Source organism: Mesorhizobium sp. B2-5-4 (genome assembly GCF_006441095.1).
GTDB lineage: Bacteria > Pseudomonadota > Alphaproteobacteria > Rhizobiales > Rhizobiaceae > Mesorhizobium > Mesorhizobium salmacidum.
In genome coordinates this window covers 1-24918 of record NZ_VFUR01000018.1, presented here as the reverse complement: position 1 = coordinate 24918, position 24918 = coordinate 1, and the positions used below count along the sequence as shown (strand labels likewise).

General features: G+C 63.4%; 23 protein-coding genes. 1 reads left to right on the top strand and 22 read right to left on the bottom strand.

The window, feature by feature from the left end; translation table 11 throughout:
• Nucleotides 1–51 precede the first annotated feature (51 nt).
• The 22 genes from infB to FJ492_RS21220 all read right to left on the bottom strand — a co-directional run bounded on the left by infB (nucleotide 52) and on the right by FJ492_RS21220 (nucleotide 23143).
• A complete protein-coding gene (gene infB / locus FJ492_RS21325; protein ID WP_140716104.1) occupies nucleotides 52–2634 on the bottom strand; it encodes a translation initiation factor IF-2 in 2583 nt (860 codons plus the stop codon).
• Entirely contained in the window at nucleotides 2631–3281 is a 651-nt protein-coding gene (locus tag FJ492_RS21320) for an RNA-binding protein (RefSeq protein WP_140772123.1), read from the bottom strand. Before FJ492_RS21320 ends, infB begins: the two co-directional genes overlap by 4 nt.
• Nucleotides 3282–3319: 38 nt before the next feature.
• A complete protein-coding gene (nusA, locus tag FJ492_RS21315; protein WP_027142036.1) occupies nucleotides 3320–4915 on the bottom strand; it encodes a transcription termination factor NusA in 1596 nt (531 codons plus the stop codon).
• Nucleotides 4916–4964: 49 nt separating this feature from the next.
• On the bottom strand, nucleotides 4965–5612 hold the full coding sequence (gene rimP, locus FJ492_RS21310) for a ribosome maturation factor RimP (RefSeq protein WP_140716100.1): 648 nt from the start codon (nucleotides 5610–5612) through the stop codon (nucleotides 4965–4967).
• Between the two features lie 354 nt (nucleotides 5613–5966).
• The gene (locus tag FJ492_RS21305) at nucleotides 5967–6668 is read right to left on the bottom strand and encodes a tRNA (guanosine(46)-N(7))-methyltransferase TrmB (RefSeq protein WP_140772121.1); all 702 of its coding nucleotides are present in this window, start codon (nucleotides 6666–6668) and stop codon (nucleotides 5967–5969) included.
• 26 nt (nucleotides 6669–6694) lie between these two features.
• Complete coding sequence (gene metK / locus FJ492_RS21300; protein WP_140507658.1) at nucleotides 6695–7960, bottom strand: methionine adenosyltransferase; 1266 nt, start codon at nucleotides 7958–7960, stop codon at nucleotides 6695–6697.
• A 168-nt stretch (nucleotides 7961–8128) separates the two neighbouring features.
• On the bottom strand, nucleotides 8129–8548 hold the full coding sequence (locus FJ492_RS21295) for a helix-turn-helix transcriptional regulator (protein ID WP_027142040.1): 420 nt from the start codon (nucleotides 8546–8548) through the stop codon (nucleotides 8129–8131).
• Between the two features lie 138 nt (nucleotides 8549–8686).
• Nucleotides 8687–10279 (bottom strand): apolipoprotein N-acyltransferase, encoded by a 1593-nt coding sequence (lnt, locus tag FJ492_RS21290; protein ID WP_140772118.1) that lies wholly within the window; start codon nucleotides 10277–10279, stop codon nucleotides 8687–8689.
• 89 nt (nucleotides 10280–10368) lie between these two features.
• Nucleotides 10369–10839, bottom strand: a complete 471-nt coding sequence (locus tag FJ492_RS21285; RefSeq protein ID WP_140772116.1) for a VOC family protein — start codon at nucleotides 10837–10839, stop codon at nucleotides 10369–10371.
• Between the two features lie 13 nt (nucleotides 10840–10852).
• Nucleotides 10853–11947: a hemolysin family protein gene (locus FJ492_RS21280; RefSeq protein WP_140716096.1), complete on the bottom strand. Its 1095-nt coding sequence runs from the start codon at nucleotides 11945–11947 to the stop codon at nucleotides 10853–10855.
• A gap of 27 nt (nucleotides 11948–11974) precedes the next feature.
• A complete protein-coding gene (gene ybeY / locus FJ492_RS21275) occupies nucleotides 11975–12481 on the bottom strand; it encodes an rRNA maturation RNase YbeY (protein WP_140772114.1) in 507 nt (168 codons plus the stop codon).
• A gap of 17 nt (nucleotides 12482–12498) precedes the next feature.
• Nucleotides 12499–13491 (bottom strand): PhoH family protein, encoded by a 993-nt coding sequence (locus FJ492_RS21270; protein WP_027142045.1) that lies wholly within the window; start codon nucleotides 13489–13491, stop codon nucleotides 12499–12501.
• A gap of 83 nt (nucleotides 13492–13574) precedes the next feature.
• Nucleotides 13575–14984, bottom strand: coding sequence for a tRNA (N6-isopentenyl adenosine(37)-C2)-methylthiotransferase MiaB (miaB, locus tag FJ492_RS21265; protein ID WP_140772112.1), 1410 nt, complete (start codon nucleotides 14982–14984; stop codon nucleotides 13575–13577).
• 74 nt (nucleotides 14985–15058) lie between these two features.
• Nucleotides 15059–15859: a 1-acyl-sn-glycerol-3-phosphate acyltransferase gene (locus FJ492_RS21260; protein ID WP_140507671.1), complete on the bottom strand. Its 801-nt coding sequence runs from the start codon at nucleotides 15857–15859 to the stop codon at nucleotides 15059–15061.
• A 26-nt stretch (nucleotides 15860–15885) separates the two neighbouring features.
• Nucleotides 15886–16380: a ribosomal protein S18-alanine N-acetyltransferase gene (rimI, locus tag FJ492_RS21255; RefSeq protein WP_027142048.1), complete on the bottom strand. Its 495-nt coding sequence runs from the start codon at nucleotides 16378–16380 to the stop codon at nucleotides 15886–15888.
• An 82-nt stretch (nucleotides 16381–16462) separates the two neighbouring features.
• The gene (gene tsaB, locus FJ492_RS21250) at nucleotides 16463–17128 is read right to left on the bottom strand and encodes a tRNA (adenosine(37)-N6)-threonylcarbamoyltransferase complex dimerization subunit type 1 TsaB (RefSeq protein WP_140772110.1); all 666 of its coding nucleotides are present in this window, start codon (nucleotides 17126–17128) and stop codon (nucleotides 16463–16465) included.
• A 107-nt stretch (nucleotides 17129–17235) separates the two neighbouring features.
• Nucleotides 17236–18342, bottom strand: coding sequence for a DUF1513 domain-containing protein (locus FJ492_RS21245; protein WP_140507675.1), 1107 nt, complete (start codon nucleotides 18340–18342; stop codon nucleotides 17236–17238).
• A gap of 2 nt (nucleotides 18343–18344) precedes the next feature.
• Nucleotides 18345–19424 (bottom strand): imelysin family protein, encoded by a 1080-nt coding sequence (locus FJ492_RS21240; RefSeq protein ID WP_140772108.1) that lies wholly within the window; start codon nucleotides 19422–19424, stop codon nucleotides 18345–18347.
• Nucleotides 19424–21025 carry a di-heme oxidoredictase family protein gene (locus tag FJ492_RS21235; protein WP_140772106.1) on the bottom strand — a complete coding sequence of 534 codons (1602 nt, stop codon included), beginning with the start codon at nucleotides 21023–21025 and terminating at the stop codon, nucleotides 19424–19426. The genes FJ492_RS21240 and FJ492_RS21235 overlap by 1 nt, the downstream gene beginning before the upstream one ends.
• 12 nt (nucleotides 21026–21037) lie before the next feature.
• Nucleotides 21038–21523 (bottom strand): bacterioferritin, encoded by a 486-nt coding sequence (bfr, locus tag FJ492_RS21230; RefSeq protein ID WP_027142053.1) that lies wholly within the window; start codon nucleotides 21521–21523, stop codon nucleotides 21038–21040.
• Nucleotides 21489–21800, bottom strand: a complete 312-nt coding sequence (locus tag FJ492_RS21225) for a (2Fe-2S)-binding protein (RefSeq protein ID WP_140507681.1) — start codon at nucleotides 21798–21800, stop codon at nucleotides 21489–21491. The genes bfr and FJ492_RS21225 overlap by 35 nt, the downstream gene beginning before the upstream one ends.
• Before the next feature lie 53 nt (nucleotides 21801–21853).
• Nucleotides 21854–23143: an imelysin family protein gene (locus FJ492_RS21220; RefSeq protein WP_140772104.1), complete on the bottom strand. Its 1290-nt coding sequence runs from the start codon at nucleotides 23141–23143 to the stop codon at nucleotides 21854–21856.
• Between the two features lie 430 nt (nucleotides 23144–23573).
• Between FJ492_RS21220 and FJ492_RS21215 the strand changes: the two genes are divergently transcribed.
• Complete coding sequence (locus FJ492_RS21215) at nucleotides 23574–24827, top strand: FAD-dependent oxidoreductase (RefSeq protein ID WP_140772102.1); 1254 nt, start codon at nucleotides 23574–23576, stop codon at nucleotides 24825–24827.
• Nucleotides 24828–24918: the final 91 nt, after the last annotated feature.

Below are 24918 nucleotides of genomic sequence, written 5' to 3'. Positions count from 1 at the left end.
CTGAGGCGGCGGTCTTTCGACCACCGCCCGGTATCGACGAGCCACTCGAACTCAGAGTGTGCGGGTCACCATCTCGACGCGGAAGCACTCGATGACGTCGCCGACGCGCATGTCCTCGTAGTTCTGGAAGGCCATACCGCACTCCTGGCCGCCAGGGACTTCCGAAACCTCGTCCTTGAAGCGCTTCAGGGTCTTCAGCGTGCCTTCGTGGATGACGACGTTGTCGCGGATCAGGCGTACGCCCGCGCCACGTTCGACCTTGCCTTCGGTGACACGGCAGCCGGCGATCTTGCCGACCTTGGTGATGTCGAAGATTTCGAGGATCTCGGCATTACCGATGAAGGTCTCGCGACGCTCCGGCGACAACAGGCCCGACAGAGCCGCTTTCACATCATCCACCAGGTTGTAGATGATCGAGTAGTAGCGGATCTCGATGCCCGCGGCCGCGGCCGCGGCACGCGCCTGCACATTGGCGCGCACGTTGAAGCCGATGATCGCCGCGCCCGATGTTTCCGCCAGCGAGACGTCGCTTTCGGTGATGGCGCCGGCGCCGGAATGAACGATGCGCGCACGCACTTCATCGGTGCCGAGCTTGTCCAGGGCAGCATTGATCGCTTCGATCGAACCCTGCACGTCGCCCTTGATGACCAGCGGGAATTCCTTCAACCCGCTCGTCTGCAGCTGCGACATCATCTGTTCGAGCGAGCCGCGCTGGCCGGCATGCCTGGCCACCGCCTTCTCGCGCGCCAGACGCTGGCGATATTCGGTGATCTCGCGGGCACGGGCTTCGTTGTTGACCACGGCGAAGCGGTCGCCGGCCTGCGGGGTTCCCTGAAGGCCGAGCACCTCGACCGGCATTGCCGGCGGCGCTTCCTTGATCTGATCGCCGCGATCGTTGACCAGCGCGCGCACGCGACCCCATTCGTTGCCGGCGACAAGGATGTCGCCCGGCATCAAGGTGCCGGTCTGCACCAGCACGGTGGCGACGGGACCACGGCCCTTGTCGAGCTGCGCTTCGATGACGACACCCTCGGCGGTGCGGTCGGGGTTGGCCTTGAGGTCGAGGATTTCGGCCTGCAGCAGGATCGCTTCGAGCAACTTGTCGAGATTGGTGCCCTTGGTCGCCGACACCTCGACGTCCAGCACTTCACCGCCCATCGATTCGACGAAGACTTCATGACGCAAGAGTTCCGAGCGCACTTTCTGCGGATCGGCATCATGCTTGTCGATCTTGTTGATCGCCACGATGATCGGAACGCCGGCAGCCTTGGCATGGCTGATCGATTCGATCGTCTGCGGCATGACGCTGTCGTCGGCCGCCACCACCAGGATGGCGATGTCGGTGGCCTGGGCGCCACGGGCGCGCATCGCCGTGAAAGCGGCGTGGCCGGGCGTGTCGATGAAGGTGATCTTCTGACCGTTCTTCTCGACCTGATAGGCGCCGATATGCTGGGTGATGCCGCCGGCTTCGCCGGAAACGACATTGGCGTTGCGGATCGCATCGAGCAGCGACGTCTTGCCGTGGTCGACGTGGCCCATGATGGTGACGACCGGCGGACGCGACACGAGGTCTTCCGGACGATCGGCGATGTTGAACAGGCCTTCCTCGATATCGGACTCGGCGACGCGGCGGACCGTGTGGCCGAATTCGGTAGCCACCAGCTCGGCCGTATCGGCGTCGATGACGTCGCCCGGCTTCAGAATCTGGCCCTGCTTCATGAAGTACTTGACGAGGTCGACAGCACGCTCGGACATGCGCTGCGCCAATTCCTGGATGGTGATGGTTTCGGGCAGGATCACTTCGCGCATGACCTTCTCGCGCGGCTCATTGTGCATCGCGCGCTTGAATTTTTCCTGGCGGCGACGCATCGACGACAACGAACGGGCCCGCGCGTCCTCGTCGGACAACGCGGAATTCAGTGTCAGCTTGCCACGGCGGCGATCTTCCTCGCTCTTGGTGGGTTTGGCCGGGCGTGCCACTTCGGGCGTGACCAGGCGGCGCACCGGTGCACCGGCGGTCGCCCGCTTCGGCTTGGCCCCTTCCTCCTCGTCGGCGGTCGCCAACTCAGCGGCTTGCGGTGCGCGGCGGCGTGCTTCTTCCTCGGCGCGACGGCGCGATTCGGCCTCGGTCTGCAACCGGGCCTCTTCCTCGGCCTGGCGGCGTGCGGAGTCCTCGCGTTCGCGCTTGCGGCGCTCTTCGTCCTCGGCGCGGCGCTTGGCCTCGTCGGCTGCGCGCTGACGGTCTTCGACCTCGCGGACCTTCGAGCCCTCGAGCGCCCTGCGGCGCGCTTCCATTTCGCTGCGCGACAGTTCGTTCAGCACCATGCCGCTGCGCTCGACCGGAGGCGGCGGCGGCGGCGGTGCCTTGGGCGCTTCCTGCACGACAGGTGCCGCCACGACTGCCGGCTTCGGCGTGAAGACGGGCGCAGACGCAGGCGGAGCCGCAGCCGGCTCCGGCTTGTCGCCGGGCAGCGAGAACTTGCGCTTCTTGGTCTCGACCACGACCGACTTGGTACGGCCGTGCGAGAAGTTCTGGCGCACAGTGCCCTGTTCCATGCCGGGGCGCTTCAGCGTCAAGGTCTTCTTCGGTGTAACACTCAACGTCTTGTCGTCGCCCGATTTCGTATCGCTCATTCCATATCCTCTGCGGCATCATCTTCGTCAGCAACGGCCGCAAGCATTGCAAGATCGTCCGGGGTTCCGCCCCGATATCGGTCGAGCGCAACCATGCGCTTCTGGACCGCCTTACCCGCGTCTCCCGCGAGGACGGCAGCATGTATCACATTTGTACCCCCCAATGCCAAGCTCAACTCGGCCTCGGAGAAAAGTTTGTAGGCAAGGATGGAAGGGCCGCCGATATGGACGGTCGCCCGCCGCGCCTGACTGATCTTGCGTACGCCATCGTCGGACGCTTCGGTGGCGTGGAGCACGAAAAGCGCCAGCCCACCGCGCACCGCGCTCTCGACTTTGGTAGCACCGAGCGAAATCGCGCCTGCCTTGCGGGCAAGGCCCAGCATGCCCAGAGCGGATCTGGAGAGCAACCCGTCGACCATGCCACCGAGATCGGGCGGCACGACCACCTGTGCCTTAAAGGCGCGGGCAAAAAGGTTCTTGGCCGCCGCCTGCTCGATATGTAGGCGGTCGGCACTCACCCAGCAACCACGGCCGGGTAGATTTCTCTTGATATCGGGAACGACGGCCGAATCCGGGCCGACGACGAACCGGATCAGTTCATCCGGTTCGGCCTGTTTTCGGGTGACGATGCAGGTGCGATCGTTCATCTCGTCCAAGGGCGGGTTGTGTGCGATGCGGTTTCACCTCACGCACCAACGGCTTCGTCAGCCGTTTCTTCTTCGGCCGCAAGCTCGTCTTCGGTGATCCAGCCGGCCTTGAGGCGAGCGGCCAGAACCATCTGCTCGGCATCGGCGCGCGAAACGCCGTGATTGGCCAGCACGCCGGGATAGACCTTGGTCTCGCCGTCCTTGCGTTCCTTCCAGCCGGTGAGGTCGTCGGCGGCATAGCCGGCGAAATCCTCGATCGTCTTCACGCCGTCCTCGCCGAGCGTCACCATCATGGCGGTGGTGACGCCAGGGATTTCGCGCAGATCATCCGAAACGCCCAGCGCCTTGCGCTTCTCGTCGTGCTCGGCCTCAATCTTCTCCAGATACTCGCGGGCGCGGGTCTGGATTTCAGAGGCGGTATCCTCATCGAAACCGTCGATCGAGGCGATCTCGCCGGCATCGACATAGGCGACTTCCTCGACGCTGGTGAAGCCCTCGGAAGCCAGCACCTGGCCGACCATCTCGTCGACATCGAGCGCTTCCATGAACAGCGCCGAGCGCTCGACGAATTCCTTCTGACGGCGCTCGGATTCCTCGGCCTCGGTCAGGATGTCGATGTCCCAGCCGGTGAGCTGCGAGGCAAGGCGCACGTTCTGGCCGCGGCGGCCGATGGCCAGCGACAGCTGATCGTCGGGAACCACTACTTCGATGCGCTCCGCATCCTCGTCGAGCACGACTTTGGCGACTTCCGCCGGCTGCAATGCGTTGACGATGAAGGAGGCGGCCGAAGGCGACCACGGAATGATGTCGATCTTCTCGCCCTGCAATTCGCCAACGACGGCTTGGACGCGGCTGCCGCGCATACCGACGCAGGCGCCGACCGGGTCGATCGAGCTATCACGCGAGATGACGGCGATCTTGGCGCGCGAGCCCGGGTCGCGGGCGACCGACTTGATTTCGATGATGCCGTCATAGATCTCCGGCACTTCCATGGTGAAGAGCTTGGCCATGAACTGCGGATGGGTGCGCGACAGGAAGATCTGCGGGCCGCGCTGCTCGCGGCGCACGTCGTAGACATAGGCACGGACGCGATCGCCGTATTTGTAGTTTTCGCGTGGGATCAGCTCGTCGCGGCGGATGATCGCCTCGCCACGGCCGAGATCGACGATGACGTTGCCGTACTCGACGCGCTTGACGGTGCCGTTGACGATCTCACCGATACGGTCCTTGTACTCATCATACTGGCGGTCGCGTTCGGCCTCGCGCACCTTCTGCACGATGACCTGCTTGGCCGACTGGGCGGCGATACGGCCGAAATCCATTGGCGGCAGCTGTTCGGCGATGAAATCGCCGAGCTGGGCATCGGGATTACGCTCACGGGCCGAGGAAATGGCGATCTGGGTGGCGTAGTCGTCCACTTTCTCGACCACCTCCATCAGCCGCTGCAGCTTCATCTCGCCGGTGTTCGGGTTGATGTCGGCGCGGATGTTGGTCTCCTGGCCATAACGCGAGCGTGCCGCCTTCTGGATCGCATCGGCCATGGCGGCGATGACGATCGACTTGTCGATCGACTTTTCACGCGCGACCGCATCGGCAATCTGCAGCAGTTCAAGTCTGTTGGCGCTTACAACCATGTTCTTTCTCCCGAGCCTGTTCGCCGGACCTTTGCGCCCGGCAGCTCAATCAAATTTCCTGTTCGTGTTCTTCCGTGGCGTCCGGTTCCGCACCCTCGGACACATCGTCGTCCGGTTCACCGCGGCGTCTCTTGGCTTCCTTGCGCGCCCTGTTGTCCTTCGACAACGCTTCGCGAATGAGGTCGTCGGTCAGGATCAGCCGGACATCGGCAATGGTGTCATAGGGCACGCGCACCGTCGGCTCCTCACCATAGGCCGCCTTGTCGCGCTCGATCAGCACGTCGTTCTCACCGGCCTCGGCGATCTTGCCCTTGAAACGCTTGCGGTCAGCGACGACGACCGATGTCTCCATCTTCACCAGATGACCGGTCCAGGTCACGAAATCCGATTTGCGCACCAAGGGCCGGTCGATGCCGGGCGAGGAAACTTCGAGATGATATGCCTTTTCGATCGGATCATCGACGTCGAGCGCCGGCGACACCGCGCGGCTGACCTCTTCGCAATCCTCGACGGTCATGGTGCCGTCCTCACGCTCGGCCATGATCTGCAGCGTCAGCCCGTTCTGGCCGGACAGATGCACGCGCACGAGGCGAAAACCGATGCCGCGCAGCACCGGCTGGACGATCACCGCAATGCGCGCATCGATGCCGCTTTCGCGGATGATGCGGTCGTCACCTTCGCTTGCCGTTGCAGTCATCAATTGCCTGTTGTTCGTTTCGAACCTATCGGCAGGTAATAAAAAAGAGCGGGACCGGGTGGACCCACTCTTCGTCATCCCGACCAAGAATTTGAGGTCGATATAAACGATCCGGGCTGGTGTTTCAAGCCCGCAGTGCCGGCCTGTCGTAAGCACATGAGTTGTCCGGATTAGGTAGCACATGAGTTGTCCGGTTTTCATCCCCAGCCAATGGAGCTGGGAATGGCACGGACAGCATGGCTACAGGGCCGGAGAATGCAGAAGTTCGGGATGTATTGAGCCGCTGGGATCGCGGCGATTTATCGATGATCCCGGCTCCCGGCAGTTGCCGCAGCCGTTGCCGGTCGGGCGGGCTTACGTCCTGATGAAGGTAAGATAGGCCGGCCGGCGACCCTCGCGAATGGCCTTGGCCTCGTAGCGCGTGCCGGGCCAGCCCTCGTAGGAGCGATGCCAGTCCGCCGCCTCATCCGCCTGCCATGCGAAGGCGCCATGCGCCCGGCAATGCAGCAAGGTCCAGTTCACATAAGTGTCGATATCCGACGCAAAGCGGAATTTCGAGCCCGGCTTCAGGACGCGCGCGAAACGGTCGAGATTGACCGGGCTGACGAAACGCCGCTTCCAGTGCTTCTTCTTCGGCCAGGGATCGGGATAGAGAAGGTCGATGCCGTCGAGCGAGGCCGGCGGCAGCCAGTCAAGCAACTGGGTGGCGTCGTCGTCGTAGACCCTGAGATTGGCCAGCGGCGCTGCCCGCACCGCCATCATCATCTTGGCCATGCCGTTGACGAAGGGTTCTACGCCGATGAAGCCGATCGTCGGCGCCTCGGTCGCGCGGTGCAGAAGATGTTCACCGCCACCAAAGCCGATCTCGAGCCGAACCTCCGAAACCTCAGTTTTGAACAAGGTTCGCAATTCCGACGGCGCTTCAGCCGTCAGATCGAGCCGGTAGGCGCCGAGGCCGCTTTCCAGGGTCGCCGCCTGCTGCGGACGAACGGGCTTGCCGCGCCGACGGCCGAAGAAGGCTTCGGTCGTACGGCTTGGCCTGTCTTGCTGGCTCATCTGGGTCGCGTGGTCTGTCGTGGCGATCAGGCCGCGACAGCATCCTTGAGCGCCTTGGCGAGATCTGTCTTTTCCCAGGAGAAAGATCCGTCACGGCCGGCCTTGCGGCCGAAATGGCCATAAGACGACGTCTTGGCGTAGATCGGCTTGTTGAGATCGAGATGACGGCGAATGCCTGACGGCGACAGGTCCATCACGGTGCGCAGCGCGTCCTCGAGCTTTGCCTCATCGACCTTGCCGGTGCCGTGCAGGTCGACATAGACCGACAGCGGCTGGGCGACGCCGATGGCATAGGAAAGCTGGATGGTGCAGCGGTCGGCGAGCTTCGCCGCCACGACGTTCTTGGCCAGGTAGCGCGCCGCATAGGCGGCCGACCGGTCGACCTTGGTGGTGTCCTTGCCGGAGAAGGCGCCGCCGCCATGAGGAGCCGCGCCGCCATAGGTGTCGACGATGATCTTGCGGCCGGTCAGGCCGGCATCGCCGTCCGGACCGCCAATGACGAACTTGCCGGTCGGGTTGATGTACCACATGCAGTCGTCAGCGATCTTGAGGTCACCCAATGCCTCGCGGATATAGGGTTCCACGACCTTGCGGACCTTCTTGGAATCCCAGCTCGAATCGAGATGCTGGGTCGACAGCACGATCTGTGTCGCCTCCGCGGCCTTGCCGTCGACATAGCGGACTGTGACCTGGCTCTTGGCGTCCGGCCCGAGCTTGCCAGCCTCGCCGTTGTTTTCGTGACGGGCGGCGGCCAGAAGCTCAAGGATCTTGTGGCTGTAGTAGATCGGCGCCGGCATCAGGTCCGGCGTCTCGCGGCAGGCATAGCCGAACATGATGCCCTGGTCGCCGGCACCTTCCTCGCCCTGACGGTCGGCGGCGTTGTCCACGCCCTGGCCGATATCAGGCGACTGGCCATGCAGCAGGACCTCGATCTTGGCCGTCTTCCAGTGGAAGCCGGCCTGCTCGTAGCCGATCTCGCGGATCGCCTTGCGGGCGACGGATTTGAACTTCGCCGGATTGACGACCGGATGGCCCGCGGCGTCCTTGAGGACGTTGCCGGCCTTGTCCTTCTTCAAGAGTGTCTCGGGAACGCGCACCTCGCCGGCGATGACGACACGGTTGGTGGTCGCTAGCGTCTCGCAGGCAACACGGACTTTCCACGGGTCCATGCCGGTCTTCTTGGCTTCACGATAGACCAGATCGACAATTTCGTCGGAGATCCTATCACAGACTTTGTCGGGATGGCCCTCGGCAACGGATTCCGAGGTAAAGAAGTAGTTCTGCCGCGTCACGGGTGTCCCCTCTTGAAAAACGATCGGCAGGCTGCCGATTTTGGCGCGCCACGTGTTAGCGGGGCAAAGCGCTGCTCGTCAAGCGTTGCCGCGGGTCTGGCCTGAATGTCGGAAGCGATATCTTGTGCCACCGGCGGTGCACGCCGCCGGTGCGAAGCGCATCGCCGATCAGTCGAGATCGCCCTCGGCGAGCGATTTCACCAGATCTATGATCCTGCGGCGTACCTTGACGTCGGCGATCTTGACAAAGGCCCGGTTGAGCTGAAGCCCTTCGGGACTGCCGCAGAATTCGACGGCGAACGCCATCGAGCTATCCTCGGCAAAGCCACGGTTGGCCGTCAACTCCTGCCCCGGCGCATCCTCGAAAAAGAAGGCGACGGGCACACCGAGTATCGAGGCTATCGCCTGCAGACGGCTGGCACCGACGCGATTGGTGCCCTTTTCATATTTCTGGATTTGCTGAAACGTGATGCCGAGATTCTCGCCCAGCTTTTCCTGGCTCATTCCGAGCATATTGCGGCGAAGCCGAACCCGACTTCCAACGTGAATATCGATGGGATTGGGTTTCTTCTTGTTTTCTTCTGTCATTTTTTCCTCGCCGAATTTTTTCGGCTTTGTGTTTTTTTCCTGCCCAAACAAAGCCGGAGGCGACTGCCCCAACAGAACGATCCACCGGCTTCGAGAAATTTTCAGGCCGTACAGTATGAGTTTCTAATGTGCCAACTGTCAATTCACCCGTAGCTTTTGCCTTACGTTCAACAGCAGCCCTACCAGCGCAAACAGCAACATGATCAGCATTGCGTTAATGCGCCGCTGGTTGGGCGAAATCACCGTCTGTTCGGAAACAGGCACCTTCACATCGATGACCCCGCGCGCGTCGATCGCCAGCGCATCGACGACGCGGCCATGCGTGTCGACAACGGCCGAGATGCCGTTGTTGGCAGCACGCAACAAGGGCAATCCGTTCTCCACCGCGCGAATCTGGGCCTGCCTGAAATGCTGATACGGTCCCGGCGTGTCGCCGAACCACGCATCATTGGTAACGTTCACAATAAACTGCGATGACGTTGCGTCAACTGCCACCAGATCGGGAAAGATCACCTCATAACAGATAAATGGCAGGGCACGAATGCCGCCCGGCAGCGCGATGGGATGGCGCTCGTTGCCGGCCGTGAACGTCAGCGGCCCGGCGACGAGCTGTTCGATGCCGAAACGGCCGAGCAGGTCGGCAAAAGGCAGGTACTCACCGAACGGCACAAGATGGACCTTGTCCACGGCATCGGCGATTTCGCCCTTGTCGTTGATCGCCACAACGGAGTTGTAGTAGCGGCTCTCGGCGCTGGCGGCCGAGCCGCCCTCTTCACGCACGACGCCGGCGATCAGCATCTGGCCGTCGCCCAGCATGTCGCCCAGCGCCGTCAAGGCATCGGGGCGCTCGGTGAAAAGGAACGGCACCGAGGTTTCCGGCCAGAGAATCAGTTGCGGTTTTTCGTGACCTGGGTCCGGAGCCTTGGCGGACAGGCCCAGCAAGGTGGCGAAGATGCGGTCGCGCACCGAGGCGTCCCACTTTTCCGACAGGTCGACGGCCGGCTGGACGATGCGGACATCGAGACTGCGCGTCGCCGGCTTTTCGGGGGCCGTGAGCCTGACATAGCCAAAGCCTACATGGAGTGCGGCGAGTATGACAAACAGCGTGGCGCCCAGCCGAAGATGCCGGCGCGTCGCCAGCAGCGCCGGCAGTGCGAAAAGGAAGACCGCGAGCGCGTTCATGCCGGTCATGCCGGTTACCGAGACGCTCTGCATCAAAATAGGTACCGGCATCGCCGCGTAACCGACGGCATTCCAGGGAAAACCGGTGAACAGGAAGCGGCGCAGCCACTCCGCCAGCGCAAAACCGAAGGCAAGGGCGGCGATACGGCCGATATCGCTGCTCCACAGGAGCCGGGCGACCATCGTTGCGAAGCCATAGAAGAATGCGAGCGCGAAAGGAATGCCGACCACAGCGAAGGGAAGCGCCCAGGCAAAGTCGTCGGCCTCGACCAGCAGCGCCGAGCCGATCCACCAGAGGCCGGCGAGGAAATAGCCGAAGCCGAACCACCAGCCGACGGCGAAGGCCGGCCGCAGGCGGCGCAACAGGCTGCCGGAGGCTTCGCCAGTCGCGCCGTCGAGCAGCCAGACCAGCACCGGAAACGAAATGAAACAGGCGGCGAAGAAATCGTAGGGCGCCTGGCCCAGCACCGCCAGCGCTCCGGCGAAAAAGGCCACCAGCGCGCGGCGCCAGCCCCAGAGCAGAATTATCCGACCGGCAAGGCGCACCATGAATACTTCCGAGTCGCGAGAATCAGGACGCAAGATTTATCAGGCCGCGGCCTGCAATCCAAACGCCGGCGCCACCACCCGGCTGCGCTCTACCGGTGCCAGCCTTCGATGCGCAAGCCACCCAACCGCTCGGCCTCTTCACGGGAAACAGAACGGATTGATTGCGTAAACGTCCAGATATGGCTTTCAGGATCGCGCGCCCGATACTGGCGTTCGCCGTAAAACTGGTCCGCCGGCTCCTGGATTATGGCAGCACCGGCCGCGCGGGCCTGCTCGCAATGTGCATCCAGGCCGTCTTTCAGCCTGATATAGACCGACTGCGTGTTCTTGCCGCCGACCGATGCGGGGCTCGCGACGTGATCGGCCCATTCGGAATCGACGATGATGTAGCCATCCCCGAACCGCATCTCGGCATGGACCAGTTTTCCATCGGCATCGCTGACCACCATGCTGCGCTCGAACCCGAAGGCCGCTTCGAGCCAATCCAGCGCCGCACGCGGGTCGCGGTAGAATACGCCAGAACCGAGGACCGGATGCTTGAACGGATCCTCGACCGTCATGGCGCGGAGCTTTTCAGGCCTGTTCGGTGCGCGCCGTGGCGCGCCGGCGGCGCTCGCCCTTCTGGCTCTGCACGATGCGGACACGCTTGACGCGGCGCGGATCGGCGTCAAGCACATGGAACTCGAAGCCGGGAATGGCCTGCACCACCTCGCCGCGCGCCGGTACGCGGCCGAGCGTGTTGAAGATCATGCCGCCAATGGTGTCGACATATTCGCCATGTTCACCCGCGGCGAAATCCTCGCCGATCATCTTGGCGACCTCGTCGATCTCGGCCTTGCCGTCGACGATGAACACGCCGTCACCGGTCTGGGTGATCATCGGCTCGTCATCGTCGTGCTCGTCCTCGATGTCGCCGACCACCATCTCGACGATGTCCTCGAGCGAGACGAGGCCGTCCGTGCCGCCATATTCATCGATGACCAGGGCCATTTGCGTGCGCGTCGTCTGCATGCGGCCCATCAGGTCGGAAGCAAGCATCGACGGCGGCACGAACAGGACCTGGCGGATCAGGTTGAGCTCCCCGATGGTGCGCGCGAGGTCGACCTGGGCAAGATCGAGAACCGTGGCGACGGGCGTTTTGCGGGTCGTGCGGCCCTTCCTGACGCGCGCAATCTTGGTGATATGGGCCAGCACGTCGCGGATATGGACCATGCCGCGCGGGTCGTCCAGCGTCTCGGAATAGACCGGCATGCGGGAATGGCCGGATTGCTCGAACATGCCAAGCAAGTCACCAAGCGTCGTGGCGATCTCGACCGCCTCGATATCGGCGCGCGGCACCATGACGTCCTCGACGCGCACTTCGCGCAGGCGCAGGATGTTGTTGAGCATGGCACGTTCGCCAGGCGAGAAGGATTCGACATCGCTTGTCGTTTCGGCGAGCGCGCCGGCGATCTCCTCGCGCAAGCTGGTGCCATTGCGTTGCCGGAACAGGCCCAGCACGCGGTTGAACAGGGAAGGACCGGCAGGCGACGGGCCGGTGGCGGCGCTGCCGGTGTTGGCAACACCAGCGGTAACGGTACTGGGACTTGATCCCTCTTCCGACGTATCGGAAGCCTTGATCGCACTGCCGGCATCGGGGCGGGCGGCAGTCTCTGGTTTGTCGTTCATCGTCGTCCGGTCAATTGATCTTTTTAGTTACGCGTAGGGATCGCGAATGGCAAGCCTTGCAAGCGCGGCGCGCTCGACGGCTTCCATCTCCTCGGCCTCGGCGTCAGTCTCGTGATCATGACCCATGAGATGCAGCAGGCCATGGATGACGAGATGGCAGATATGGTTCTCCAGCGGCTTGTCTTCCAGTGCCGCCTCGCGCGCCACGGTTTCGGCGGCAAGCACGATGTCGCCGAGCATCGGCGGCAGCGGACCACCTTTCACATGCGGAAAAGCCGGGAAAGACAAGACGTTGGTGGGCTTGTCCTTGCCGCGCCAGTCCGCATTCAAGGCACGGACATGGGCATCGTCGGAAAAAACAATGCTGAGTTCGGAACGACCCGTCACACCGGTCTCGGCGAAAGCGGCGTCAACCGCGCGATCGACCAGCCGCGTCAGGCTTGCTTCATCGGGCCAGTTGCCCGCTTCAACCGATATATCGATCTCGACGGGAACCGGCAAGCTCCCGCCGCCGGGTGTGCTGTCCTCAGGCATGAGGCCGCATCGTCACATCAATTCTCGGCGCCAAGGCCACGAGCCAGCTTGGTGTCCCGGTCATAGGCCCTGACGATTTCGGCCACCAGCGGATGGCGAACGACGTCGACGTCGTTGAAGCGCACGGTTACCGCGCCTGCCACACCGTCGAGCACACGCAAGGCTTCGACCAGGCCTGATTTGGTGCTCGGGGGAAGATCGATCTGGGTGGGATCGCCGGTGACGATCATGCGCGAGTTCTCGCCGAGACGGGTGAGAAACATCTTCATCTGCATCGGCGTGGTGTTCTGCGCCTCGTCGAGAATGACGGCGGCGTGCGCCAGCGTACGGCCGCGCATGAAGGCAAGCGGCGCGATTTCGATCACTTCGGCGGCAATCGCACGCTCGACCTTGTCGGCCGGCATCATGTCGTAGAGCGCGTCATAGAGCGGGCGCAGATACGGATCGACCTTCTCCTTCATGTCACCCGGCAGGAAGCCCAGCCGTTCGCCGGCCTCGACGGCCGGTCGCGACAAAATGATGCGTTCAACCATGCCGCGCTCGAGCAGCATCGCCGCATGCGCCACCGCCAGATAGGTCTTGCCGGTGCCGGCCGGACCGATGCCGAACACCAGTTCGGACCGCTCCAGCGCCCGCATATAGGCATCCTGGTTCAGCGAGCGGGCATAGATGGTCTTCTTGCGGGTAGCGATCTGGGCGGCGGAGACCTTGCCCTTGCGCTCCAATGTCGGCAGCGTGAGCTGATCATCGGCGGCGACAGCCATGCGCACGGCGCCGTCGACATCGGACTGGCCGATATCGACGCCCTTCTGCAGGATGCCGTAGAGATTGTCCAAGGCGCGGCGCGCCTGTTCGGCGGCAGAAGCGGACCCCTTGATGGTCAACTGGTTGCCGCGCGAGCGGATGTCGACGCCGAGCTTCTGCTCCAACCGGGCGAGGTTCTCGTCGAACTGGCCGTAAAGGGCGCTGGCAAGCTTGTTGTTGTCGAAAGTCAGAACGATGTGCGCCATGTCAGAAGCCCCGGATGCCGGTACCGGGGGCAGATTCTTCAGCTCCGCTGCGCTCAACCGTCTCTCCTCATCTGCCGAGACCCTCAGGCCAATTCGGCGAACAGGCTGTTGTAGCCCGTCTTCGTGATTCGCACCTTGATAATGTCACCGATTTCGCCGGCCATTTCATCAACAATAACCGGCTGCAGCCAAGGCGAGCGACCAACCTTCTGGCCGGCCTGGCGGCCGGGCTTCTCGATCAATGTATCTATGGTGCTGCCGACCAAACTCAAGCCGAAATCCTGCTGTTGTTTCAACAGCAGTGCCTGCAGGCGCTGCAGGCGCTCATCCTTGACCGCTTCCGGCACGTGGTCGGGCATGTCGGCGCCCGGCGTGCCGGGGCGCGGCGAATATTTGAACGAGAAGGCCGAGGCGTAGTTCACCTGGCGCACCAGTTCCATCGTCGCCTCGAAATCGGTTTCCGTTTCGCCGGGGAAACCGACGATGAAGTCGCCCGACAGCGCGATATCGGGACGCGCGGCACGGATGCGGTCGAGCAGCGCCAGATAGTCGTTCGCCGTATGCCTGCGGTTCATCGTCTTCAGAATGCGATCCGAGCCGGATTGCACCGGCAGATGCAGATAGGGCATCAGCGACGGCAGGTCCCGGTGCGCCGCGATCAATTCGTCGTCCATGTCGCGCGGATGGCTGGTGGTATAGCGCAGCCGCGCCAGGCCGGGGATTTCAGACAACCTGAACAGCAGGCGGCCGAGACCCCATTCCTGACCGTTCTCGCCCTCGCCATGCCAGGCGTTGACGTTCTGGCCGAGCAGCGTCACCTCGCGCACCCCGGCCTCGGCCAGGCGCTCGGCCTCCGCGACGATCTGCGCCACCGGCCGCGACACTTCCGAGCCTCTCGTATAGGGCACGACGCAGAAGGTGCAGAACTTGTCGCAGCCTTCCTGGACGGTGAGGAAGGCGGTGACGCCGCGCTTGATCACCTCGGCACGCTTGGGCTGCGGCAGATGCTCGAATTTGTCCTCGATGGCGTATTCGGTCTCGACGATCTTCTCGCCGCCGCGCACTCTCGCCAGCACGTCGGGCAGACGGTGATAGGTCTGCGGCCCGATGACCAGGTCGACGGCCGGCGACCGGCGGATGATCTCGGCGCCCTCGGCCTGCGCCACGCAGCCAGCGACGCCGATCAGCATCTCGCGGCCGGCGCTGGTGCGCTCGGCCTTCATGTCACGGATGCGGCCAAGTTCCGAATAGACCTTTTCGGCGGCTTTTTCCCTGATATGGCAGGTGTTGAGCAGCACCAGATCGGCCTCGCCGATGGCATCGGTCGCGGTATAGCCGTCGGCGACCAGCGCATCGGTCATGCGCTGTGAATCATAGACGTTCATCTGGCAGCCATAGGTCTTGATGAAGACCTTCTTCGCTGCCGTGTTGCGCACCGCCGGCTGTCCGGCCACGGTGCCGATGTCGTCGCTTTCAGTCGTGTTCAAGTCCATCCGGCGGCTTCTAACGCCTTTCCGTGACAAAAAACAGACGATTCTGGCATGCGTCAGCTGGCGCATGCCGGCGGCTAACGGCTCGGGAGCGGATCGGCGAGGGCCGCCTGCATCATCTCGCGCACCCGGCCTTCCATCAGCTTGGCCGTTTCTTTGCGGTTGGAACCCTTGGCAAAGGCGATCGGTTCGCCAAAATGCACCTCCACGTCGAGCGCGCCCTCGGCCATCAGCACCTTGAGATGCGGCATCAGGTCTTCGTCGCCGATCCAGGCGGCGATCGGGCGGTGGCGGCGGCCGAGTGGCACGCCGTGCAGCCGCGTGTAGGCGATCGCCACGGGCTGGATGAACACTTCCTGCGCGGCACCTTCCGAGATCGCCATCGAGGCGGCGCCGAACAGCGTGCTCTTGAAGGGCAGGACGACATTGCCGTCACCGGTCGACCCCTCCGCGAACAGCACCATGGCATCGCCCTTGGCCATGCGGTTGGCGATCTCGCTGGCCTGGTCGCCCGAGGAGCGCTTGCGCTCGCGCTCGATGAAGACGGTGCGCTGCAGCTTCGACAGCATGCCGATCAGCGGCCAGCCTTCCATGTCGGCCCTGGCGATGAACTTCACATCGGCAAAAGAGCCCAGCACCATGATGTCGGTCCAGGAAATGTGATTGGAAGCCACCAGCAAGGGCCGCTTGGCCGACAGCGTTCCCCTGACATGAATGCGCATGCCGAGCGCCCGGATGATCAGCCGGTGCCAGATCTTGAGGACGAAGGCTTCCGGCCACCAGCCCGTCTTCATCGACAGTATCTGCAGCGGCACGAGAACCAGCGACCCGGCGACGACAAGGCCCAGCGCCAGGAAAATCCTGATTTTTCCGATCATATGTCCTGGCCCTACCCGATCCCTCGCTAGCGAAGATCGCGGCGCATGACAAGCGCGCCGGTCGGCCCGCGATCAGGCGACTTGTAGTAATCCGGGCGCTTGCCGACTTCCCGAAAACCCAGCCGACGATAGAGGGCGATCGCGGCGGCATTGGTCTCATCGACCTCGAGGAACAGGGCTTCGGCACGCTGCGAATGCAGTTCGCGCAGCACCGCGTCCATCAACTGCCAGCCCAGGCCCTGGCGGCGATGCGATCGCGCCACCGCGACGGTCAGGATTTCACCCTCGCCCGCGGCCAGCCGGGCGAGGACGAAGCCAACAGGCGGCTTGTCGCCCTGCCCGGTTTCGCGCGCGGCATAGCCAAAGACGGTGTCCTGTTCGAGCAAGGCAGCGAACTCGCCGTCGGTCCATGGGCGGACAAAGTCCTCGCGGTGCAGCACCGAGACAGCGGGGCTGTCGGTGACCCTGAGCGGCTCGAGCGCGTAGTCCCGGCGACGCGATTGGAGAAAGGGTATACGCATCAATTCTCGTTTTCTCGCCTAACCATGATCTCTGGACAAACAGGGCCGTTTGTCCGCGAAAACCGGCTTCCACTTTTCGGGATCATGGTCTTTGCCTCGAAAGTATAAATCCGGCCTGTGGCTTGGCATCGGCACCGCGCAGATAAAGCGGCTTCGGCCTTTCGCCCTGTCCCTTTGCGGCAGCCAGCCGGGCGTAGGTGAGGATGTCGGCGGTTGCTGTCCGAGGCCCGATGTCGAAGGTGCGGCCGATCAGCGTCGCTGCCGTACCGGCGAGCACCGCGGAATGCTCCGATGCCATGGCTACCGCGTTCGCAAGCGTGGTCACCGCCGGGCCGTAAGTCAACACTGACATTTCATCATAGAGCGCGGCATGGATTTCCTCGCGTCCGGCATCGAGCGCCGCCAGCACGGCACGGCCTGGAAATGCGGTGGCCGCCTCGGCGGCCAGCGCCTCGAGCGTCGTCACCCCGATTGCCGGCACCTTGAGCGCCAGCGCCAGGCCGCGCGCGGTCGACACACCGACGCGCAGGCCGGTGAAGGAGCCGGGGCCAACGGAAACGGCAATGGCGCCAAGGCCGGCGTAGTCGGTCGCACCGGCCTTCAACGCTTCGGCGATGACGGCCATCAGGTGCTCGGCATGGCCTTTGCCCAGATCGAGCACCGAACGGCCGAGCTCCCGCCCGACCGCCGCGTCGTAGACGCAGGCGGCGCAGAGGCTGGCGGCACAGTCGATGGCGAGAACTTTCATGAAACGACCGGTTCGAGAAACAATTCCCTGTGCCCGCCATAGCGCGCAACCGCAAGGGTATAGTGCACAATTTGTTAAGCGGCTTCGGTTTGGCCTAGCAGAAGAGCTTATGCCGCCTGCTCTATGCGCAGCACGTGGTTGTCCCAGACATAGGCCGGTTCCGACCGCGTGCCACCATTGCCCTCGATGATCTCGCCGGCGCCGGTGGTGGCCATGAAGCCGGCCCGGTCGGGCGCCACGCCGCAGACCTCGACCAGCGCGCTGGAGGAGACGACCCGGCCCCTGCCCGCATCGATCACGACCAGCGAATTACCTTCCGGCGAGGAGACGGCGACGGTACCGGCAACAGGATTGGCGGCGACCGAGCCGATATAGTTGCGGAAACCTGACAGCACGTCCTGCGGCATGTCGAGCAGCCGCAACTCCTTGCCCCGCGCCGCCCGTCCAACCAGAAGCGGACGATCGGTGCCGGGGCCTCGGTACTGACAACCGAACCAGACGGCGCCGGTCTGGTCGGTATCCATGTGGCGGATCGACAATTGGTGCAATGCAGCCGGCAATTCATGCTTTTCGATCAGGTCGCCGGTGACGCGGTCGACCAGCACATAGGAGGGTTTCATGGTGGCAATGTTAAGCTCGGCGCGGCCATAGTCGGGATGGGTCTCGATGCCGCCATTGGCGACCGCGATCGTCTTGCCGTCGCCCAGCAGCAGAAGTTCGTGCGGCCCCATGCCGTAGGTCGGGAATTCGCCGATGCGACTGAATTTCGCCCGCGCATCGTAGACGCCGACCACGCCGGCCGCGTTGTCGAAATCGTTCTCGGTGGCGTAGAGCAGAGCGCCGTCGGGCGAGAACACGCCGTGACCGAAGAAGTGCCGGCCGGTGATGCTGGCGATGGTTTGCGGAGCGTCGCGCCCCGTGTGATCGAAAACGACGGCGAAGGTGCCGGGCTGGCGGGCGAAGACCACCGAACGCTTCGATATGGGATCGAAGGTGACGTCATGGCCGCGATCGGGCAAGTCGATCGCATGCAGAAGCTTGCCGGCCTCGGACAGGACGGCAGCGCCAAAACTGCCGTCGCGCTTGACGAAGGCGGTGGCGAAGACCGCGTCAGCAGCAAGCGTGTTTGCCCAGACGGAGGGCGTCACGGCGGCGGCGAAGCCGATGCCGGCGGCCCTCAAGAAATCGCGGCGGTCGATGAGCAATCTCTTCATGCTCAGTCCCCATCCAGCGACGAGAAGCCGGCGGTCAGGCCGAATTCGGCGGTCAGCCTGGTGCCGATCAAGGTCGACAGGCTGGAGGTGATCAGGGCGAAATGCTCGAGTTTTTCACGCAGCGCCGGATCGGCGAGCGCCTTGTCGATCGGGCCCTGGACGGCCTTGGCGGTCGCCACGCCGTTGACCAGTTGGATGTGGATCGATTCCGCCACCCAATGCGCATCCGGCGGCAGCGCGTCGCCAAGCTTCGACAGCTGGAACAGCGCATCGACGCCGGCCAGATTTCCAGCCAGCGCATTGGCGGTGTTTTGCGAACGCCAGTAGATCGCCTGTTTTGGCCTGTCGGCATCGGGTCTAGCGCCCAGAAAACCCTTCAGGCGCACATCGCGGACCATTTCCAGCTCGTTGATGAAGACGCCGACCAGTTCGGTGACCGCCTCGTTGCCATCGCGATAGAGCGCATTTTGCGGCCCCGGATTGGCCCAGAGTGCGGCGAAACCGTCCGGTTTGTTCCAGGCCGCGCTGACGTCGGCGGCGATGATTTCGATATTGCCGGCAACGGCCGCACCATAGGCGCAGCGATAGGGTTCGTCCTTGCCCGTCAAGACATCGGCGCCGTCGCCGTAAAGCACCAATTCCAGCGCGCCGAGCCCCTGCATGGCAACGCTCTTGCCGGCGAGCTGGACAGGGTCGGTGGCGGCTGGATCCTCGTCCGACAACGCCGCCTGAACCTGTTTCAGACCGATGCTCTTGCGGTCCGGCCAGAACAGCATGCGCTCCAGCCTGTTGTTCTCCTTGATCGGCCCAAAACCGATGATCTCGGCCGATGACCAGGCATGAATGGTGGCCGAAAATTCGGCCCGCGCCGCATCAAGCTCCCCTTGCGACGGCGCCTCGCAGAGCTTGTGCATCGCTTTCACGAGGGCTTCCGTATGCTGGTGCAGGTCCTCATAGGCCGGTCGGATAAAGCCGTCGATCGCACGCTGGATGACGTCAGAGGCTTTCACCGCGGCCGATGCGGGCAAGGCCCCCAGCAGGGCCAATGGGAGAACGAGGACCAGCGCGAAACGCTTCGGCATCAAAGTGACTCCAGGAATTTGACCAATGCATCGCGCTCGATGGCGCCGATGGCGGCAAAGCGGTCGCGCGCCTTCTGCGCCTCGCCACCATGCCACAGGATAGCCTCGACCAAAGAGCGCGCACGGCCATCGTGCAGATAGAAGGAATTGCCGTTGACCGTTTCGGTGAGGCCGATACCCCATAGCGGCGGGGTGCGCCACTCATTGCCGGTCGCCTCGCCCACGGTCTGGCCATCGGCAAGATCCGGCCCCATGTCGTGCAGCAGGAAATCGGAATAAGGCCAGATCAACTGGAACGCCTGCGCCTTGTCAGGCGCATCGCGACGGGTGACGAATTTCGGCGTGTGACAGGCGACGCAGCCGATTTCGTAAAAGACCTTCTTGCCGGCGAGCACATCAGGCGAAGCGAGGCCGCGCCGCGCCGGCACAGCCAGGTTCTGTGAATAGAAGGTGACGAGATCCATTACCGGCGCCGGCGCCTCGGCCGGGCCGAGGCGCGCCTGCACGCCGTTGGGCATTGCGAGGCATTTTTCCTGCGCGGCGGTGCAATCACCCCAGTGTTTCGGCTCTTCCGGCGTCGAGATGCCGATATCGCCGGCAAAGGCATCCGCGGCCTGCTGGCGGATCGACGCCGCCTGCGCCTTCCAGCCGAAACGGCCAAGCGTCAGCTCGCCGCTTAGGTCATCACGCACGATGTTCGGCTTGCCGGAGATGCCATCGCCGTCCCTGTCGTCCGGGTCGGCATGGGCCACAATGTCGGCCGGCGCAATCTGTTCGATCAGGCCAAGGCCAATCATCGGCGGCGTCAGGCGCGGCGACAGCGTGGTGCGCGGATCGAGCGGCCCATAGGCAAGATCGTCGACCGCGTAGGTGGGTTTGCGCAGGGAAATGACGGTGCCGTCCGTCAGTTCCACCTTACGTTCCTTATAGCCGACTCGCATCCTGCCTTCACCCTTGAGGCCAGGGACGGCCAATTCCTGCAACTGCGTGCCATAGACCGGGTCCGGGAGATTGAGCAGCCTGTGGTCGGCGAGCGCCGCCTTCTCTTCCGCGCTGCTTGCGTCACGCGCCAGCCGCAGGAACATCGAGGTGGTGCCGGCATCGCCTTGCGGCGGTCGGCCGCGGCCATCCTTCAGATGGCAGTTCTGGCAGGCGCGTTCGTTGAACAGGGGCCCAAGCCCATCCGAGGCCTGCGTCGAAGACGGCGACGACACCCAGTTCTTGCGGAAAAGCGCGTTGCCGAGCTTGAAGGTGCCTTCTTCCTCGAAGCTGATGTTGGCTGAGGATTGCGAGAAGGAATCACGGCTGACGTCCTTCCGCGAGGTGCCGGCGCCACCTTGCATCAGTTCGAAAGGCTCGGGTTTGGAGAAATCCGTGGTCGGCCTGCTGACGGCGGTGACGCGCGCCTGATCCTTGGCATTGAGATCGGTGCGCGTGGTGGCGAGGCCGGCCGGTTGAAGGTCGCCGCCGATCGCGGAGGATGTCAGCGCCAGCACGAGAACAAGGCCACGCCGACCAGCCGGTATGGCTGGCGTTTTCCGAAGGCGCAGCGGACCCTTGGCCCGCCGCAAGCGGCGCAGGACGTCTAAGAGGCGCCGCATTCCCGCATATCCTTAGTCCGCCTCGTCCGCCGATGCGGCGTTGAGCTGGCCGTACTTCTCCTCGCCGATCGAGGCCAGGAGGTCGAGCTGCGTCTCGAGGAAGTCGATGTGGCCTTCCTCGTCGGTCAGCAGTTCCTCGAACAGTTTCATCGATACGTAGTCGCCCGCTTCATCGCAGATTTCGCGCGAGCGCTTGTAGGCAGTGCGCGCGTCATATTCACCGGCAAGATCGGATTCGAGCACTTCCTTGACGTTCTGGCCGATGCGCAGCGGCGCCACGGACTGCAGGTTGGGATGGCCTTCAAGGAAGATGATGCGGGCCACGAGCTTGTCGGCGTGGTGCATCTCCTCGATCGATTCCGCACGCTCCTTCTTGGCCAGCTTGGCGTATCCCCAATCCTCGAGCAGACGGAAATGCACCCAATATTGGTTGACGGCGCCGAGTTCCAGAAAAAGAGCCTCGTTAAGCCGCTCGATGACCTGTGGTTCGCCTTTCATGGGTTCTGCTCCCGTATTGAACGCGCAGGCCTCTGACGCGATCCAGATGTGAAACGATGTCCACGCCGCTCGCCTGCGAGCGGGCGTGGTAGTTCTCGGTGACCCGAATGATCGTTTCGACCACATTTGGGAAGCAGCCGCAACACCGACCCCGTTTGTGCATGGCGTGATAGACTTTTGCCGGCACGATGAGTTGCCAGGGATCCTGATCCAGCAGGCCGATGATCGTCTGCTCGATCTCCTTCTCGGTGATGATGTTGCAATGGCAGATCAGCATTTCGTCGCTCTGGCTGACGGCGCCGGTGCGGCGCCGTTTGGCTTGGGGTAGGCCTACTTGAACACCTTGTCGGGTGCGTCGAGGCTGTCGGAACCTTCGAAGGCAATGGCGTTCAACTTCAATGAACCGACCGCGCGCTCGATCGACTTGGTCTGGTCGATCAACGCGTCGATCGCCGCCTGAACGGTGGCATTGCCCGCCGTATTGCCTTCGGCGATCTGCTGGTCATAGGCCTCGCCGGCCTCGGCGCGCGCCTTGATCGCTTCCATCCTGGCGACGGCGACATCGAGTTTATCAGTCAATTCCTTGTCGATCGCCGGATCGGCGACCTTGACCATATCGGACACCGAGGGACCTGAAACGACGGTGCCATCAAGCCTGGTATAGCTGGCATGGTAAGCGGCGCGGATGCCGACGGCATCATAGAGATGGGAATTGTAGGTGTTGTCGGAGAAGCAGTCATGCTCCTCTTCCGGGTCATGCAGCAGCAGGCCGAGCTTCATGCGTTCACCCGCCAGTTCGCCGTAGGAGAGCGAGCCCATGCCCGTGAAGATGACCGAGATGGCGGTGTTCGGCTCGCCATCGAGCAGGTTCTTGCGCGCGGCGCCGTCTTCCTTCCAGTCGTCGACCATCTTCTGCAGGTCGGAGACCAGGAGGCCAGCCGTCGACTTCAGGTACTCTGCGCGGCGGTCGCAATTGCCGCCGGTGCAGTTCTTGAGATCATAGTCGGTGTAGGGGCGCTCGCCGGCGCCCGGGCCGGTGCCGTGCAGGTCCTGACCCCAGAGCAGGAATTCGATCGCGTGATAGCCGGTGGCGACATTGGCTTCGACGCCGCCGGCCTGTTGCAGCGTGCCGGACAGGAATTCCGGCGAAAGCTTCGACGCATCGACCTTCTTGCCGTTGATCTCGATCTCCTTGTTGGCGATCACATTGGCGGTATAGAGAGAATTCGCATCGGACTCGGTGCCGTAGCTCTTGGCGACATAGTCGATCAAGCCTTCGTCCAGTGGCCAGGAATTCACCTCACCTTCCCAGTCATCGACAATCTTGTTGCCGAAGCGGTAGACCTCGGTCTGCTGGTAGGGCACGCGCGCCGCCTTCCAGGCGTCGCGGGCAGCATGGAGCGTTTCCGCCGACGGGTTGGCAAGCAGTGCGTCAACCGCCTTGTCGAGCGCCTGCGCCGTGGTCAGCGAGTCCTCATATTTGGCAAGCCCGATATCCGCGTAAGTCTTGATGACCGCCTTCGCGTCGGTTTCCGCCCTGGCAGGCAGCACGAATACCGCTGCCGTCAGCAGTGCCGTGGCGCCGATCGCCGCCAGCCTGCCGCCATATCGTGCTGTCATTATCGCTCTCCAGTTCCTCGGAAATTTTCTAAGCGGCGCGCACGCCAACCCACGCCAGGCCACATTCATGCCATTGGGCGCAAGACATGCCGCGTGATCACGCGGCTCGGGGAAGAAAGACACCAAAATGCCTCCAATCGAACGGGTTCAAGGCCCAGACATCAAAGGGATGCGCCAATGCGCGAGCTTCCTTAAAGCTTCGAGTCCGATGAAAGTCAATGGGAATTGCTGGAAAACCCAATTGAAACAATTGTTTAGAATTATTCTAAACTGCAACAGTCAACTTTGTGCGCCCGTTGCGCCGGCATTGCACCGAACTGTACGATTGACAGTCGCCGTCCCGGGTGCGACCCGCAAACCCTCTCTTGCGGCGGCGCCAGACAATTGCCACTTGGCAAGACGTCCTAGGATCGAGCGGGATCGGAATGCGATGAAGAACGGCGTGGTCATTGTCGGTGCGGGTCACGCGGGCGTGCAGGCGGCCGCCAGTCTGCGCGAGGATGGCTATGACGGGCCGGTGATCCTGGTCGGCGACGAGAACGAACTGCCCTACCACAAGCCGCCGCTGTCGAAGACCTTCATCAAGGATGCCGGAGCCAAGCCTCAACCGCTTCGGGGCGAGACGTTCTACACCGGCAGCGCCATTGACTACCGGCCGGGGATGCGGATCGAGCGCATCGATGCCGGCCGCCATAGTCTCGACATTGCCGGCGGCGGCGTACTTGCCTTCGACCATCTGATCCTGGCGACCGGATCGCGCCCGCGCGCCCTGCCGCTGCCCGGCGCGGATCTGTCCGGTGTGGTGTCGCTGCGCTCGCTGGCCGATGCGCGGCTGATCCGGGAGTTGAGCGCGCGGAGCGAAGACGTCGTTATCCTCGGCGGCGGCTTCATCGGGCTGGAGATCGCCGCGACGCTGCGGGCGGCCGGCCGCACCGTGACGGTCGTCGAAGCCGTCGACCGGCTGCTCGGCCGCGCCGTGGCGCCGATGGTGGCGAGCCATGTCCGGCAAAGGCTGGAAGCGACAGGCGTGCGCATCCTCACCGGAACCTCGATTTCAAGGCTCGAAGGCGAAAACGGCCATGTCACGACCGCGATCACCTCGTCAGGCGAAAGGCTGCCGGCGCGCATGGTCGTGGTCGGCATCGGCGCGGTGCCGAATGTCGAACTGGCGCAAGCCGCGGGCCTTGCTGTCGCCAACGGCATCCGCGTCGATCACCAGATGCGCAGCTCGGCGCCGGAGATTCTGGCCATCGGCGATGCCGCCTCCTACCGGCACTGGTTCACCGGCGGTGAGGTGCGGCTGGAATCGGTGCAGAACGCCACCGACCAGGCGCGGCTTGCCGCCCGGACAATTACCGATCACACCGACGCCTACTCGGCGGTGCCATGGTTCTGGTCCGACATCGGGGACATGAAGCTGCAGATGGTCGGCCTGACCGCCGGCGGCGACAGCCATGTCGTGCTGGGCGACCTGCCCGACAACAAATTCTCGATCTACCACTATGCCGGCGACCGGCTGCTCGGCATCGAATCCGTCAACCGCCCCGGCGACCACATGCTTGGCCGCAAGATGCTCGGCGTCGGTTTTTCGCCGACACCGCAAATGGTGGCAGTGGGTCCCGAGGGGTTGAAGGCGGCTCTGGCTGCCTTTCAGCAGAATGAGCCGGCAAGAGCTGCGGGATAGCCGCCCTCCCCTTGTGGGCCTGTTGCGCAATTCTGGCATTGTGATTCACTTCGATTATTGCTCGGAGGGATTTGCGATGGCGGTGAAGCGG

Coding starts and splice junctions, on each gene's coding strand:
- bfr (WP_027142053.1), bottom strand. CDS start 21,523: ATGAAAGGCGAACCACAGGTCATCGAGCGGCTTAACGAGGCTCTTTTT.
- FJ492_RS21235 (WP_140772106.1), bottom strand. CDS start 21,025: ATGCGGCGCCTCTTAGACGTCCTGCGCCGCTTGCGGCGGGCCAAGGGT.
- FJ492_RS21295 (WP_027142040.1), bottom strand. CDS start 8,548: ATGACAGAAGAAAACAAGAAGAAACCCAATCCCATCGATATTCACGTT.
- tsaB (WP_140772110.1), bottom strand. CDS start 17,128: ATGAAAGTTCTCGCCATCGACTGTGCCGCCAGCCTCTGCGCCGCCTGC.
- FJ492_RS21225 (WP_140507681.1), bottom strand. CDS start 21,800: ATGCTGATCTGCCATTGCAACATCATCACCGAGAAGGAGATCGAGCAG.
- infB (WP_140716104.1), bottom strand. CDS start 2,634: ATGAGCGATACGAAATCGGGCGACGACAAGACGTTGAGTGTTACACCG.
- FJ492_RS21285 (WP_140772116.1), bottom strand. CDS start 10,839: ATGACGGTCGAGGATCCGTTCAAGCATCCGGTCCTCGGTTCTGGCGTA.
- FJ492_RS21280 (WP_140716096.1), bottom strand. CDS start 11,947: ATGAACGACAAACCAGAGACTGCCGCCCGCCCCGATGCCGGCAGTGCG.
- rimP (WP_140716100.1), bottom strand. CDS start 5,612: ATGACTGCAACGGCAAGCGAAGGTGACGACCGCATCATCCGCGAAAGC.
- FJ492_RS21215 (WP_140772102.1), top strand. CDS start 23,574: ATGAAGAACGGCGTGGTCATTGTCGGTGCGGGTCACGCGGGCGTGCAG.
- FJ492_RS21320 (WP_140772123.1), bottom strand. CDS start 3,281: ATGAACGATCGCACCTGCATCGTCACCCGAAAACAGGCCGAACCGGAT.
- miaB (WP_140772112.1), bottom strand. CDS start 14,984: ATGGACTTGAACACGACTGAAAGCGACGACATCGGCACCGTGGCCGGA.
- FJ492_RS21245 (WP_140507675.1), bottom strand. CDS start 18,342: ATGAAGAGATTGCTCATCGACCGCCGCGATTTCTTGAGGGCCGCCGGC.
- lnt (WP_140772118.1), bottom strand. CDS start 10,279: ATGGTGCGCCTTGCCGGTCGGATAATTCTGCTCTGGGGCTGGCGCCGC.
- FJ492_RS21220 (WP_140772104.1), bottom strand. CDS start 23,143: ATGACAGCACGATATGGCGGCAGGCTGGCGGCGATCGGCGCCACGGCA.
- FJ492_RS21260 (WP_140507671.1), bottom strand. CDS start 15,859: ATGATCGGAAAAATCAGGATTTTCCTGGCGCTGGGCCTTGTCGTCGCC.
- FJ492_RS21305 (WP_140772121.1), bottom strand. CDS start 6,668: ATGAGCCAGCAAGACAGGCCAAGCCGTACGACCGAAGCCTTCTTCGGC.
- nusA (WP_027142036.1), bottom strand. CDS start 4,915: ATGGTTGTAAGCGCCAACAGACTTGAACTGCTGCAGATTGCCGATGCG.
- ybeY (WP_140772114.1), bottom strand. CDS start 12,481: ATGCCTGAGGACAGCACACCCGGCGGCGGGAGCTTGCCGGTTCCCGTC.
- FJ492_RS21240 (WP_140772108.1), bottom strand. CDS start 19,424: ATGCCGAAGCGTTTCGCGCTGGTCCTCGTTCTCCCATTGGCCCTGCTG.
- FJ492_RS21270 (WP_027142045.1), bottom strand. CDS start 13,491: ATGGCGCACATCGTTCTGACTTTCGACAACAACAAGCTTGCCAGCGCC.
- rimI (WP_027142048.1), bottom strand. CDS start 16,380: ATGCGTATACCCTTTCTCCAATCGCGTCGCCGGGACTACGCGCTCGAG.